This window comes from Actinomycetospora atypica, from assembly GCF_042653685.1.
GTDB lineage: Bacteria > Actinomycetota > Actinomycetes > Mycobacteriales > Pseudonocardiaceae > Actinomycetospora > Actinomycetospora atypica.
In genome coordinates this window covers 17714-31790 of record NZ_JBHSIV010000046.1, presented here as the reverse complement: position 1 = coordinate 31790, position 14077 = coordinate 17714, and the positions used below count along the sequence as shown (strand labels likewise).

9 protein-coding genes and 2 tRNA genes are annotated in these 14077 nt (G+C 73.8%); 7 read left to right on the top strand and 4 right to left on the bottom strand.

Annotated elements, in window-relative coordinates; genetic code table 11:
- Positions 1–369: 369 nt before the first annotated feature.
- On the bottom strand, positions 370–2280 hold the full coding sequence (locus tag ACFPBZ_RS26565; protein ID WP_378039125.1) for a bifunctional copper resistance protein CopD/cytochrome c oxidase assembly protein: 1911 nt from the start codon (positions 2278–2280) through the stop codon (positions 370–372).
- Positions 2281–2409: 129 nt separating this feature from the next.
- Between ACFPBZ_RS26565 and ACFPBZ_RS26560 the strand changes: the two genes are divergently transcribed.
- Positions 2410–2483 (top strand) — tRNA-Arg (locus tag ACFPBZ_RS26560).
- A gap of 6 nt (positions 2484–2489) precedes the next feature.
- Here the strand turns inward: ACFPBZ_RS26560 and ACFPBZ_RS26555 are convergent.
- Complete coding sequence (locus ACFPBZ_RS26555) at positions 2490–3413, bottom strand: NAD-dependent epimerase/dehydratase family protein (protein WP_378039124.1); 924 nt, start codon at positions 3411–3413, stop codon at positions 2490–2492.
- 18 nt (positions 3414–3431) lie between these two features.
- Between ACFPBZ_RS26555 and ACFPBZ_RS26550 the strand changes: the two genes are divergently transcribed.
- Together ACFPBZ_RS26550 and ACFPBZ_RS26545 are read left to right on the top strand one after the other, a co-directional pair.
- Positions 3432–3890, top strand: a complete 459-nt coding sequence (locus ACFPBZ_RS26550) for a nucleoside 2-deoxyribosyltransferase (protein WP_378039123.1) — start codon at positions 3432–3434, stop codon at positions 3888–3890.
- Between the two features lie 95 nt (positions 3891–3985).
- A complete protein-coding gene (locus ACFPBZ_RS26545; RefSeq protein WP_378039122.1) occupies positions 3986–5416 on the top strand; it encodes a WS/DGAT/MGAT family O-acyltransferase in 1431 nt (476 codons plus the stop codon).
- Between the two features lie 15 nt (positions 5417–5431).
- Here ACFPBZ_RS26545 and ACFPBZ_RS26540 read toward each other — a convergent pair whose 3' ends face one another.
- Positions 5432–6919, bottom strand: a complete 1488-nt coding sequence (locus ACFPBZ_RS26540) for a gluconokinase (protein WP_378039121.1) — start codon at positions 6917–6919, stop codon at positions 5432–5434.
- Positions 6912–8381 (bottom strand): GntT/GntP/DsdX family permease, encoded by a 1470-nt coding sequence (locus ACFPBZ_RS26535; RefSeq protein WP_378039120.1) that lies wholly within the window; start codon positions 8379–8381, stop codon positions 6912–6914. Before ACFPBZ_RS26535 ends, ACFPBZ_RS26540 begins: the two co-directional genes overlap by 8 nt.
- Before the next feature lie 89 nt (positions 8382–8470).
- On the opposite strand from ACFPBZ_RS26535, the gene ACFPBZ_RS26530 reads away from it, so the two are divergent.
- The 4 genes from ACFPBZ_RS26530 (at position 8471) to nrfD (ending at position 14058) form a co-directional block, all read left to right on the top strand.
- Positions 8471–8566: transfer RNA gene (locus tag ACFPBZ_RS26530), tRNA-Sec, on the top strand.
- Between the two features lie 64 nt (positions 8567–8630).
- Positions 8631–11867 carry a formate dehydrogenase gene (fdh, locus tag ACFPBZ_RS26525; RefSeq protein ID WP_378039119.1) on the top strand — a complete coding sequence of 1079 codons (3237 nt, stop codon included), beginning with the start codon at positions 8631–8633 and terminating at the stop codon, positions 11865–11867.
- Positions 11864–12961 (top strand): 4Fe-4S dicluster domain-containing protein, encoded by a 1098-nt coding sequence (locus tag ACFPBZ_RS26520; protein ID WP_378039118.1) that lies wholly within the window; start codon positions 11864–11866, stop codon positions 12959–12961. The genes fdh and ACFPBZ_RS26520 overlap by 4 nt, the downstream gene beginning before the upstream one ends.
- Positions 12958–14058 (top strand): NrfD/PsrC family molybdoenzyme membrane anchor subunit, encoded by a 1101-nt coding sequence (gene nrfD, locus ACFPBZ_RS26515; protein ID WP_378039117.1) that lies wholly within the window; start codon positions 12958–12960, stop codon positions 14056–14058. Before ACFPBZ_RS26520 ends, nrfD begins: the two co-directional genes overlap by 4 nt.
- Positions 14059–14077: the final 19 nt, after the last annotated feature.

Here is a 14077-nt window from a genome sequence, read left to right as displayed (position 1 = left end):
GGCCAAAACAAACAAAACGTCAGCACACTGTTGAGTTCTCAAAGGACGACCACACACGATTCGAAGCGCCGATCCCGGCGATCTCTTTCGCGGTGATTCCCACTGTACACGATCGTTTCGGGGGCGTATCCGGGGGTTCGAATCCCGGGCGCGGCCCGCCCGAAGGAGCGACCGTCGAAGCCCGTCTCGCTCCGCTCTCGCGGAGGGCGTGGCTTCGGTCTTCGACTGTACCGGACCCTCGAGGACAACCTCTGAGTTCCGTTCCCCCGGCCGGCCGCTGTTCGCGTCCGTTCCCCGGGAGCGATGAGAACACTACGCCCGGCCGAATCGCCCGTGAACAGGGGGGGTGCCTACCGGCGAAGCCCCTGGTCAGACCGCCTGCGACGCCTCGTGACGCCCGACGGCGAGCAGCAGGGCGAGGAGAGGGACCGCGCCCAGGCCGAGCACGACGGCCCCGACCACCTGGTCATCCGGCCGATCGATCCAGGAGAGACCGAGCTGCGTGAAGTAGGCCCCACCGACGATCTCCGTCGACCGCGCGATCGTCACGGCCAGCGCGACCAACCCCAGGGCGGCGACCACGACCATCGTCGTGCGGGCGGCCCGCGGTGGGCCGCCGACCGTCAGGACGACGTGGGCGAAGACGGCGCCGACGGCGACGGCCCACCCCGTCATGGCCAGGTGTCCGGCGTGCTCGGGCACCAACAGGTCGAACAGTCCTCCCGCGTCGAGCACCCACGGGGTGGCGACGAGCAGGAGCGTGGCGACCAGGGGCGTCGTCAGGAACCGGCCCACCGACGTGCGCCCGAGCCCCGACCCCCACTGCTCGACCCCGGGCGGGCCGTCGGTGCGCGGCCGTACGGCCGCCACGAGCCGGCCCGGCCTGCCGAGCACGGCCAGCGGTCCGACGACGACGAGCGCCGCGACCTGCTGGAGCATGTGCAGGCTGAACTGCGCCGGGGCGTAGCGCCCGATGCCCGACGAGGTGACCACGAGCAGGACCGCGCAGGCCGCCAGCCAGGCGGCGGTGCGGCCCGGGGGCCAGCCGCTGCCTCGACGGCGTAGGACCCGCACCCCCACGAGGTAGGCGACGGCCGCCACCACCGCCGCGGTCCCCAGCAGCAGGTCGGGCCGGGCGGCGGTGACGAGCCCGGGCAGGTCGAGCGGGCCGTCGAGGGAGTACCCGAGCAGCGCCTCGACCCGGGTGGGCAGCGCCTCGGTCATCTCGGGCGGAGGGGTGCGGCCGAGCGCCACCGCGACGCCCACGGTCGCGAACATGATCAGCGTCTCGACCCCGCCGAGGCGCACGAGCCCCGCGCGCGACCCGGCGGCCACCTCGGGCATCGTCCGGGTGCGGTGCGCCGCTCCGAACACGCCGAGGAGCACCAGCGCCCCGATCTTCACCAGCAGCAGGGCGCCGTAGGTGCTCGTGAGCAGCGCGTCGGGTGCCACCCGCAGCACCGCGTTGAGCACCCCCGAGACCGCCAGGACCACCCAGCAGCCGAGGGCCAGCGCGGAGAACCGGGTGAGGGCCGTCGTCAGGTCGGCGCCGCGCACGAGCGCGTGCACGAGGACCGCGACGAGCCCGCCGATCCACAGGGCGGCGGCGAGGACGTGCAGGGCCATGCTCGACATCGCGATGTCGTGACCGCCGCCGGCGCCGGAGTGGCCACCGAAGGCCGCCGGGAGGAACCCGACGACGGCGACCCCCAGAGCGGCCACCGACGTGCCCCAGGACAGGGCGAGGCGGCAGAGCACGAGGCAGACCAGGGCGAGGCCCGCGGTGACGAGCCAGAGCCGCGCGGTCGGGAGCCCGGTCAGCGACTCGCTCAGCGTGGAGCCGCGCAGGACCACGGACACCGGGCGCCCGAAGGCGTCGGAGACCGCGAGGACCGTCGTCACGAGCGCCCCCGCCGCCCACGCAGCCGCGCACCACGACGCGATGCGGACGGCGCGGTACCCGTCGGCGCCGAGCCACGACAGGCCCGACGGCGGGACGAGGACGGCGGCGAGCAGGAGGAAGCCGACCGTCACCACGGCCGCGGACTCGGTGAGCGCTCGCAGGACGGGCAGGCCGTAGGTCACGACGGCACCCGGGTCGGGCAGGCCGAGCCGCGCGTAGGTCTCGGGCCCCGACAGGGCGGTGAGGGCGAGCGCGACGACCGCCGCGACGGCGATCCCGGGCAGGACCTGACCCAGGACGGACGCGGTCGCCGACGGTGGCCGCGGGGCCTCGGCGCCCGGCGGGCGGCCGGCGTCGGTGGGGGTCGCTCGGGTCACGCCCTCGAGGGTAGGAGACGCAGCGCAGCGGAGCTCGACCGTCGAGCAGGTGCCCGCACCGACACGGTGCCGCCGGAGCGATATCCGGGAGTGCGCGGGACGGGGCCACCACTACGCTGGTCGCAGTCGGCCCCCGTAGCTCAGCTGGACAGAGCAAGGCACTTCTAATGCCTTGGTCGCAGGTTCGAGTCCTGCCGGGGGCGCCGCCGTCAGGGCCGCACCGCCTGCCACGCCTCGGCGACGATCCGCCCGGGGTCGGAGCGCCGGGGCTCCCAGCCGAGCTCGTCCCGTGCGCGGGACGGATCGGCGACCAGCCGGGCGGGCTCGTCGGCCGCGGGTCCGTACCGCACGTCGACCGGGCGCCCGGTGACCCGCTCCACCGTGGCGATCAGCTCGGCGACCGAGGTCCCCCGGCCCGAGCCGACCGTGAAGGCGCGCCACGTGCCCGGCTCGGCGACGGTCGCGGCGGCGAGCACCGCGTCGGCCAGGTCGGCGACGTGGAGGTAGTCGCGGACGGCCGAGCCGTCGCCGTTGACCGTGAACGAGCGTGGCGGATCCCTGACGTCAGATGTCTGCGACGTGCCATCGCTGACGTTGGCCAGGAGGGCGGGCACCACGCGGGACATGTCCCGGTCGCCCGGGCCCGCCACGTTGAAGGCGCGCAGGCACACGACGCCGGGGCCACCGGCGAGCGCGACGTCGCGCGCCAGGAGCTCGGCCGCGAGCTTGCTCGCCGCGTAGGGGTTCGCGGGGGCCAGGGGCGCGTCCTCGTCGATCGGGTCGTCGGACACCGCGTGGACCGCGCACGTCGAGGCGAGGACCAGGCGGGCGTGGGCCGGGAGGGCGGCGAGGACGGACCGGGTGCCCCCGAGGTTGGTGCGCCAGTAGCCGAGCGGGTCGGTGCGCGACTCCCGCACCCGCACCCGGGCGGCGAGGTGGCACACGAGGTCGGCGCCCCCCACGACGGCCGCGACCGCCGCCTCGTCGAGCACGTCCCCGACGAACGCCTCCACCCCCGCCGGGACCCGCGAGGCCGAGCGCGCGAACCCGACCACCTCGTGGCCGGCCGCCGCGAAGGCGCGCGCGACGACCGACCCGACGAACCCGCCCGCTCCCGTCACCACCACGCGCACCCCTGGATCATCGCGGCCATGCGCCCGACCGCCTACGTCGCCAGCCCGTACGGGTTCGCCGAGTCGACCCGGCTCTTCTACGCCGAGCGGCTCCTGCCCGTGGTGCGGCGCCACGTGGACGTGATCGACCCGTGGGAGGCGGACCTGCCCGACGAGGCCGACCCCGCGCAGCGGTGGCTCGCGCTGGGCGACGTGCACCTCGCCTCGATCGCCGAGCGCAGCGACCTCGTCGTCGCGTGCCTGGACCAGGAGCCGCCCGACAACGGGACGGTCGTCGAGGTCGCGTGGGCGGCGGCGCACGGAAAGCCGGTGGTCGCGTACCGGAACGACCTGCGCCAGGGCGGGGAGGAGGGGTTGCGCTACAACCTCATGATCGGGGCGGTCGTGCGGCGCAGTGGCGGCGTCGAGGTGGGGTCGCTGGAGGAGCTCGACGCGGCCCTGAGTCAGACCGTCGCGGACTGTTTCGGGCCCCGGTGAGACGGGCATCACGAAGATCGCCAACTTCCGACGGCTCCGTCGGGCGATCCGGCACGTCCTAGCCACCACCGACCTGCCGCGAGAGGATCGTGCACATGGGTGCGATGTCGTTCCGGGACTCGATGTTCCTGCTCGCGGAGTCCCGGGAGCGACCGACCCACGTCGGCTCGCTCCTGCTCTTCGACCGGCCCGAGGACGCCGGGCCCGACTTCCTCGGGGACCTGCACCGCCGGCTCGTCTCGTCGAACGAGGTGGCGCCGACGTTCGCGCGCCGGGCGGTGCGCACCGTCGGGACCCTCGGCCAGTGGGGCTGGGAGACCGATCCCGACCTCGACATCGAGTACCACGTCCGGCTGTCCGCGCTCCCCCGCCCGGGCCGCATCCGCGAACTGCTCGAGCTCGTCTCCCGCCTGCACGGGACCCTGCTCGACCGGCACCGGCCGCTGTGGGAGTTCCACCTCATCGAGGGCGTTGAGGGCGATCGCTTCGCGATCTACCAGAAGGTCCACCACGCGATGATGGACGGCGTCACGGGCATCAAGCACCTGCAGAAGACCCTCGCGACCGACCCCGAGACCCGGAACCTGCCGCCCTTCTGGCAGGTCGACCCCCGCTCGCGGCGGAAGAAGGCGCCGAGCACCGAGGTCGCCCGCAGCGAGCAGGGCGCCCTGGAGCGGGTCGGGGCGGCCGTCACCGACGGCATCAACGCGGTGTCCTCGGTGGTCACCGGCACCGTGCGCACGGCCGGCTCCGCGATCGAGGCCGGGACCGCGCTCGGCAGCGCCGTGTACGACGGCCTCGCGCACCGCGACACCGCGCTGCCCTTCGAGGCGCCGCACAGCATGTTCAACGTGCCGATCACCGGGGCCCGCCGGTTCGCGGCCGAGTCGTGGCCGATCAAGCGCATCCAGCGGGTGCGCGAGCGGACCGGCTCGACCGTCAACGAGATCGTCCTCGCGATGTGCTCCGGCGCGCTCCGCCGCTACATGCTCGAGCTCGACGCGCTGCCCGAGCGCCCGCTCGTGGCGGCGCTGCCGGTCTCGCTCGGCACCACCGGCGAGGGAAACCAGCTCGGCGCGATCCTCGTGACCCTCGCGACCGACGAGCCCGACGCCGCCACCCGCCTCGAGCGCATCAAGGCCTCCGGCCGGGCGGCCAAGGGCCACCTCGACCATCGCGACCCGATGGCGGTGGCGGCCCTGTCGCTCGCGGTCGCGGCGCCGCTGCCGCTCGGCACCGTGCCGGGCCTCTCGTCGCTGCTCAACCCCGGGTTCAACCTGATCATCTCGAACGTCCCCGGTCCGAAGGCGCCGCTCTACTTCGAGGGCGCGAAGATGAGCGGGATGTACCCGCTGTCGGTCCCGCTCGACGGCCAGGCCCTCAACATGACCGTCTTCTCCTACGCCGACAACATGGAGTTCGGGCTCACGGGCGACCGCCGCAGCGTGCCGCGGCTGCAGCGCCTGCTCGGCTTCCTCGAGGAGTCGCTGGTGGAGCTCGAGGAGGCGGCGGACGCCCAGGCGTAGTCGCGGTCAGCGCGGTCAGCGCGGCCGCCCGGTCAGCCGGGCGACCACGTCGGCCAGCTGGTCGTGCACCTGCTCGACGAGCTCCCGCCGGTCGGCGTAGACCGCCGCGGCGTCGGTGGGGACGAGGGTCTCCTCGATCTCCACGTGGTCGGCGGCCGCGGCGAGGGCCTCCGCACCGGGGTCGAGCAGGCCCACCCCCTGCATGCCGAGCAGCGCCGCCCCGTACGCCGAGCCCTGGTGGTCGCCCGGGTAGCCGACGGGCGTTCCGAGGACGTCCGCGAGCAGCTGGCGCCAGAAGGGACTCTGCGCGAACCCGCCGGTCGCGCGGACCTCCTCGACGGCCATCCCGGCGTCGCGCAGGGAGTCGAGCACCAGGCGCAGCTGCAGGCAGACCCCCTCGAGCAGGGCGCGCGCGAGGTGGCCGCGTCCGTGGGAGCGCTGCAGGTTGACGAAGACGCCGCCTGCGCCGCCGTCCCAGCGCGGGGCGCGCTCGGCGAGCAGGTGCGGGATCGCGAGCAGGCCGTCGGCGCCGGGCGCGACCTCGGCGGCCTCCGCGAGGAGGGTGGACACGTCGGCGCCGAGCGCCTCGGTGGCCCAGTCGAGCACCACGCCCCCGTTGGTGACCGCGCCGCCGATCACCCAGCGCTCGGCGGTGAGCTCGTAGCAGAAGGCGCGGCCGCGGGGGTCGACGCCGGGCCGGTCGACCGCGAGGCGCAGGGCTCCGCTGGTGCCGATCGAGCAGGCGAGCACCCCGGGGCGCACGGCGCCGAGGCCGAGGTTCGCCAGCGGGCCGTCGCCGGCGCCGGCCACGACGGGCACCCCGGAGGGCAGGCCCCAGTCGCGGGCGACCCGCTCGGTGAGGGTCCCGACGACGGCCGTGGTGTCGACGATCGGGTCGAGGGCGTCCGCGGTGACGCCGGCGAGGTCGAGGGCCTCGTCGTCCCAGGAGCGGGTCCCGAGGGCCATCAGCCCGGTGCCGGACGCGCAGGAGGCGTCGGTGGACCGCTCCCCCGTCGCCCGCCCGACGACGAACTCCTTCACCCCGCCCCAGCGCGCGGCCGCGGCGTGCAGGCTGGGCCGCTCCCGACGCAGCCACGCGAGCTTGACCAGGGGGCTCATCGAGTGCACCGGCGTGCCGGTGCGGCGGTGCAGCCCGAGGGCCGTGCCGTCGGCGCGCAGCTCGGCGGCGACACCGGCCGCCCGGGAGTCGGCCCAGGTGAGCAGGGGGCCGACCGGATCGCCGCCCGCGTCGACGCCGAGCAGCCCGTGCATGGCCGCGGAGAAGGAGACGACCTCCGGGTGCGCGCCGTCGGCGGCCTCGCGGACCGCGTCGCCGACGGCCTCCCAGACCGCCTCCGGGTCCTGCACGGCGGCCCCCGGCTCGGGCTCGGCGAGCGGGTAGCCGGCGTCGCCCTCGCCCAGGACCACCCCGCTCGTCGTGAACAGGACGGCCTTGGTGGAGGTGGTACCGACGTCGACCGCCAGCACGGTCCGGTCAGACAACGAGGCTCGCCACCAGCACGGTCACGAGGCCGACCACCGACACCAGCGTCTCCATCACCGACCACGTGCGGAACGTGTCGCGGACCGACATGCCGAAGTACTCGCGGACGAGCCAGAAGCCGGCGTCGTTGACGTGGGAGAAGAACACCGAGCCGGCCCCGACGGCGAGCGCGGCCAGCACCGGGGACACCGAGGGCTCCGCGGCGAGGACGGGCGCGACGATGCCCGCGGCGGTCACCGTCGCCACGGTGGCGGAGCCGGTGGCGAGCCGGATGAGCACCGCCACCGTCCAGGCCAGAATCAGCACCGGGATGCCGGCGCCGGTGGCGGCCTTGGCGAGCGAGTCGCCGATGCCGGAGTCGACGAGCACCTGCTTGAATCCGCCGCCGGCGCCGATGATGACGAGGATCGAGGCGGCCGGGACGAGCCCCGCCGACATCAGCGAGCCCACCTCGGAGCCGGTGAGGCCGCGGCGGAAGCCGAAGGTCCAGGTGGCGAGCAGCAGGGCCAGCAGCAGCGCGACGATCGGCTCGCCCACGAACTCGGCGACCGATCGCGCGCCCGAGCCGTCGGGGAGGACGACCTCGGCGACGGTGCGCACGAGCATGAGCACCACCGGCAGCAGGATCGTCAGCAGCGTCGCGGCCAGCGTCGGCGGCGGGCGGCGGTCGTCGTCGGGACCGGCAGCGTCGTCGGGACCGGGACCGTCGTCGAGGTCGACGCCGCCGCCGGAGCCCGAGCCGCCGGAACTGCCGCCGCCCGTCCGGACGAGGGCCACCGGCGGCTCGGCGTGCGCCCACCGCGACGCGTAGTGGGCGAAGAGCGGCCCGGCGATCGCCACCGTCGGGATCGCGAGGACGAGGCCGACGACGAGCGTCAGGCCGAGGTCGGCGCCGAGCGCGTCGACGGCGACGAGCGGGCCCGGGTGCGGCGGGACGAAGGCGTGGAGCACGGAGAGGCCGGCGAGGGCGGGGATGCCGACCCGCAGGATCGTCGAGCGACCGTCGGCGTCCCGGCCGCCCTCGTGGCCCTGCTCGCGGTCGAGGCGCACGGCCACGGTGAACACGATCGGCAGGACGAGCACCACGCCGATCTCGAAGAACAGCGGGATGCCGAGCACCATCGCGAGCAGCGCGACCGCCCACGGCAGCATCCGGTGGCCCGAGCGGCGCAGCAGGACGTCGGCGAGCAGGTCGGCGCCGCCGGAGTCGGCGAGCAGCTTGCCGAGCATCGTCCCCAGGCCGAGGACCACGCCGACGTCGCCGAGCGTGCCGCCGACGCCGTCGGTGAACGACTCCACGGTCTTCGTCGGGCCGAGCCCGGCGACCAGGCCGAGCACGAGCGAGCCGGTCATCAGCGCCGGGAAGGCGTGCAGGCGCAGGCGCGAGGTGATCAGGACGATGACGAGGGCGACGACGGCCACGGCGGTGACCACGAGGCGCGTGTCGGTACCGGTCCACACGCGGGCTGATCTTCCCGATGTGGGTCGCCCGTGAACGTCCCGGCCGGGCCACGCTGCGTGCGGGTCGGGGGGTGCCTAGGCTCACGCGCGGAGGCGTCAGGGTTCCTGGTGGGCCCCGCGGTCTTCAACACCGACGTGGCCGGGTATCTCGGCCAGGCGGGTTCGATTCCCGTCCGCCTCCGCCAACGTTCCGCCCAGGGGCCTGCAGACCAGCGGGCCGCACCACCACCACGGCAACTGGGAGTTCCCTTGGGTGTCCGCACCTGGCTCGGTGAGTGGCCGATGTTCCGACAGGCGACGGGGTCCGACCCGTTGGCCCGCGGCGCTGCGGTCGAGAGCCCCCGTACGAAGGCGCTCGGCCCGCGCACCGACGAGGCCGACGAGGTCGTCAAGTCGGTCTGTCCGTACTGCGCGGTCGGCTGCGGCCAGAACATCTACGTCCGCGACGGGCGCGTCACCCAGATCGAGGGCGACCCCGACTCGCCGGTCTCCCGCGGGCGGCTGTGTCCCAAGGGGTCGGCGTCGACCTCGCTGGTGACGAGCCCCAGCCGCGTCACGACGGTCAAGTACCGCCGGCCGTACGGCACCGAGTGGGAGGACCTCGACCTCGACACGGCGGTCGACATGATCGCCGACCGGGTCATCGACGCCCGCCGCCGCGGCTGGCAGGACACCGACGACGAGGGCCGCGTCCTGCGGCGCACGCTGGGCTTCTCGAGCCTCGGCGGCGCGACGCTGGACAACGAGGAGAACTACCTCATCAAGAAGCTGTTCATGGCGCTCGGCGCGATCCAGGTGGAGAACCAGGCGCGTATTTGACACAGCGCCACCGTCCCCGGTCTGGGGACCAGCTTCGGCCGCGGAGGGGCCTCGAACTTCCAGCAGGACCTGATCCACTCCGACTGCATCGTCATCGAGGGATCGAACATGGCGGAGGCCCACCCCGTGGGCTTCCAGTGGGTGATGGAGGCGAAGCGCCGCGGCGCCAAGATCATCCACGTCGACCCGCGGTTCACGCGGACGTCGGCGGTCGCCGACATGCACGTGCCGTTCCGGGCGGGCGCCGACATCGCGTTCCTGGGCGGGCTGATCAGCTACGTGCTGGAGAACGGGCTCGACTTCCGCGAGTACGTCGAGACGTTCACCAACGCCGCCGACATCGTCGGTGAGGAGTTCGTCGACACCGAGGACATGGCCGGGCTCTTCTCGGGCTTCAACGCCGAGACCGGGCGCTACGACCCGATCTCCTGGCAGCTCGAGGGCGCCGAGTACGTGGCGCCCGCCGCCGGGCAGCGCGACCACTGGGAGTCACAGCTCCGCGAGCACCACGCGGCGATGGGCTCCGACAGCGCCGGGGGCGTCGGCGACGCTGCCAACGCCACGGGCGCCCCGCAGCGCGACGAGACGCTGCAGCACCCCCGCTGCGTCTACCAGGTGCTGCGCCGCCACTACGCGCGCTACACCCCGGAGGCGGTCGCGCAGGTCTGCGGGATGGGCGTCGAGCAGTTCCTCGAGGTGGCGCGCGCCATCACGGCGAACTCGGGCCGCGACCGGACGACCGCGTGGGTCTACTCGGTGGGCTGGACCCACCACAGCGTCGGGGCGCAGTACATCCGCGGCGCGGCGATCCTGCAGACCCTCCTGGGCAACATGGGGCGACCGGGCGGCGGCATCCTCGCGCTGCGCGGACACGCCTCGATCCAGGGGTCGACCGACATCCCCACGCTCTACGACCTGCTGCCGGGCTACATGCCCATGCCGAACGCCAACCTGCACACCGACCTGCAGAGCTACCTCGACGCCGACGCGGCGAAGACGGGCTTCTGGGGTCGGATGGACACCTACATGGTGAGCCTGTTGAAGGCCTGGTGGGGCGACGCGGCGACGCCCGAGAACGACTTCGCGTTCGACTACATGCCGCGCCTGACCGGCGACCACGGCACGTACGGGATCGTCCGCGACCAGATCGACAAGAAGACCTTCGGGTACTTCGTGGTCGGCGAGAACCCGGCGATCGGGCACGCCAACGGCAAGATGCAGCGCCTCGGCCTGGCCAACCTCGACTGGCTCGTCGTGCGCGACATGCAGATGATCGAGACGGCCACGTTCTGGAAGGACGGGCCCGAGATCGAGACCGGGGAGATGGTCACCGACCAGATCGGGACCGAGGTCTTCTTCCTGCCGTGCGCGAACCACACGGAGAAGTCGGGGACGTTCACCAACACCCAGCGGCTGCTGCAGTGGCGCCGCGAGGCGGTGCACCCGCCGGGCGACGCCCGCTCGGAGCTCCACTTCTACTTCCACCTCGGGAAGAAGATCCGGGAGAAGCTGGCGGGCTCGACCGACGAGCGCGACCGGCCGCTGCTCGACCTCACGTGGGACTACCCGACGTTCGGCATCCACGACGAGCCCGACCCGGAGCACGTGCTCGGCGAGATCAACGGCTACGACGCCGACGGCCACCCGCTCTCGAGCTACACCGAGCTCAGGGCCGACGGCTCGACGACGGCCGGGTGCTGGATCTACACCGGGGTCTACGCCGACGGCGTCAACCAGGCCGACCGGCGCAAGCCCGGCTCGGAGCAGGACTGGGTGGCCGCCGAGTGGGGCTGGGCGTGGCCGGCGAACCGCCGCACGCTGTACAACCGCGCCTCGGCCGACAAGGACGGGAAGCCCTGGAGCGAGCGCAAGGCCTACGTCTGGTGGGACGAGGAGCAGCAGCGCTGGACGGGGCACGACGTCCCCGACTTCGAGGCCACGAAGCCCCCGTCCTACGTGCCCGAGGAGGGTGCGACCGCGGAGGACGCCCTGTCGGGCACCGACGCGTTCATCATGCAGACCGACGGCAAGGCGTGGCTCTACGCGCCGGCCGGGCTCGCCGACGGGCCGATGCCCACGCACTACGAGCCGGTCGAGTCGCCCGTGGCGAACCTGCTGCACGACCAGCAGGACAACCCGGCGCTCGAGCGGATCGACCGCGCGTGGAACCGCATCAACCCCTCGCAGAGCGAGGTGTATCCGTACTCCTTCATCACCTACCGCCTCACCGAGCACCACACGGCGGGCGGGATGAGCCGGTTCCTGCCCTACCTCGCCGAGCTCCAGCCGGAGTTCTTCTGCGAAGTCTCGCCGGAGCTGGCCCGGGAGCGGGGGCTCGAGCACCTGGGGTGGGCCACGCTCATCTCGGCGCGCACCGCGATCGAGGCCCGGGTGGTGGTGACCGAGCGCATGAAACCGCTGCGGATCGGGGACCAGACGGTCCACCAGATCGGTCTCCCCTACCACTGGGGCTCGAACGGGCTCTCGACCGGTGATCCGGCGAACGACCTGCTCGGTGTCGTGATGGACCCGAACGTCCACATCCAGGAGTCCAAGGTCGCGACCTGCGACATCCAGCCCGGGCGGCGGCCCCGCGGGCCCGCACTGCTCGAGTTCGTGGAGTCCTACCGGCGCAAGGCCGGCGTCGAGCCGGGAGGCACTACATGACCAACCTCTTCGACGCGTTCTCGGGGACGGCGAACTCCCTCTACGGGCCGTTGACCGACCCCGCCGCCGACGCGGGGTTCGACGGCGGGCACCCCAAGCGGGTCGGGTTCTTCACCGACACCTCGGTCTGCATCGGCTGCAAGGCCTGCGAGGTGGCCTGCAAGGAGTGGAACCTGGTGCCCGACGACGGCACCGACGCGAGCGACCTCTACCGGCTCACCGGGATGTCCTACGACAACACCGGCGACCTCGGGGCCTCGACCTGGCGCCACGTCGCCTTCATCGAGGACGTCCGCCCGCACGGGTCGGCGACGCTCGCGCACGGGGGCCCGCCCTCGGTCGACGGGGTCACCACCGGGCACCTGCCGTCGGGCCTGCCGGCGATGGGCGGCGGCGCGCTGCCGAAGGCCCGCGACGCCGCCACGGCGCCGCCCGGACCCGGGGGCACCGGCGAGGGCACGATCGACCTGCTCTCCCTGCTGCCCGACTCGGGGGCGCACGGCCAGCAGACCCCGGACGACGAGCGCGACGTCCGCTGGCTCATGGCCTCCGACGTCTGCAAGCACTGCACGCACGCCGGGTGCCTCGACAACTGCCCGACCGGGGCGCTCTTCCGCACCGAGTTCGGCACCGTCGTGGTCCAGGACGACATCTGCAACGGCTGCGGCTACTGCGTGCCCTCGTGCCCCTACGGCGTCATCGACGTCCGCGGGTCGGACGGCGGCGCGCACAAGTGCACGCTCTGCTACGACCGGCTGGGCAGCGGGCTCGAGCCCGCCTGCGCGAAGGCTTGCCCGACGAAGTCGATCCAGTTCGGCGACCTCGACGAGCTGCAGGCCACGGCCGACGCGCGGCTCGCCGAGCTGCACGGGCTCGGCGTGAGCGAGGCCCGGCTCTACGGTCGCGACGAGAACGACGGCGTCGGCGGCGACGCCGCGTTCTTCCTGCTCCTCGACGAGCCGGAGGTCTACGGCATGCCGCCGGACCCGATCGTCACCACCCGCGACCTGCCCGAGATGTGGCGCAACGCGGCCCTCACCGCGGTCGGCCTCGGGGCCGCCGTGGTCGCGGCGTTCTGGGGAGGACGGCGATGACCGGAGTTCCGACCGAGGACCTCAACCCGCACGGGATGCCCGAGCGACGCGGCGTCGACCACGACGCCGTGAAGCCGCGCCGGCGCCGCAAGGGCCGCAAGGGCGAGCAGCTGATGGTCCCGGAGGCGGAGTTCCGCTCCTACTACGGCCGCCCGATCATCAAGGCGCCCGTGTGGAAGAACCCCGACGTCCCGCTCTACCTGTTCCTGGGCGGGCTCGCGGGCTCGTCCTCGGTGCTGGCGGCGATGGCGTCGGCCACCGACCGGCCGTCGCTGCGCCGGGCCGGGCGCTACGCCGCCGTCGGCGGGGCGATGGGCGGCACGGTCTTCCTCATCCACGACCTGCACCGGCCGAGCCGGTTCCTGCACATGCTGCGGGTGTTCAAGCCGACCTCGCCGCTGTCGGTGGGGTCGTGGATCCTCTCCCCCTTCGCCGCCTTCGCCACCGCCACGGCGGCGGCCGAGGCCCTCGAGGGCTACCTCGGGTCGCGGCGGGGCGGGCGCTTCGTCCACCAGGCCGGGAACGCGGCGGGCGTCGCGACGGCGGTCGTCGGGCCGGCCCTGGCGACCTACACCGCGGTGCTGTTCTCGAACACCGCCGTGCCTACGTGGCACGAGGCGCACCGGCACCTGCCGGTGCTCTTCGCGGGCAGCTCGGCGGCGGCCGGCGGCGGCCTCGGGCTGGTGTTCGCCTCGACCCGGGACAACGAGCCCGCCGCCCGGCTGGCCGTGGCGGGGGCCGTGGTCGAGCTCGCCACCGAGCGGAAGATGACCCAGGACCTCGGCATGCTCGCCGACGTCTACGAGAAGGGCCGCGCGAAGACGCTGCTGACGATCTCGAAGGCGTGCCTCGTCGCGGGGGCGGTGGGCGCCGCCGTCGGACGGCGGAAGCGGTGGTCGGCGGCCCTGTCCGGGGTCGCGCTCATGACCGGTTCCGCGCTGACCCGGTTCGCCGTGTTCGACGCTGGGATCGCCTCGGCGAACGACCCGGCGCACATCGTCGTCCCGCAGCGCGAGCGCATCCGGCGCCGCGAGGAGGCCGTGCAGGCCGGGAGCACCCCGCCCGACCGGAAGTTCGTCCCGGCCGCGGGCTCGTAGGCCCCGGCTCCCAGACACG

Bases quoted from the DNA above. Each gene is read 5' to 3' on its own strand.
- ACFPBZ_RS26550 (WP_378039123.1), top strand. From the start codon at position 3,432: ATGCGCCCGACCGCCTACGTCGCCAGCCCGTACGGGTTCGCCGAGTCG.
- ACFPBZ_RS26545 (WP_378039122.1), top strand. From the start codon at position 3,986: ATGGGTGCGATGTCGTTCCGGGACTCGATGTTCCTGCTCGCGGAGTCC.
- ACFPBZ_RS26520 (WP_378039118.1), top strand. From the start codon at position 11,864: ATGACCAACCTCTTCGACGCGTTCTCGGGGACGGCGAACTCCCTCTAC.
- nrfD (WP_378039117.1), top strand. From the start codon at position 12,958: ATGACCGGAGTTCCGACCGAGGACCTCAACCCGCACGGGATGCCCGAG.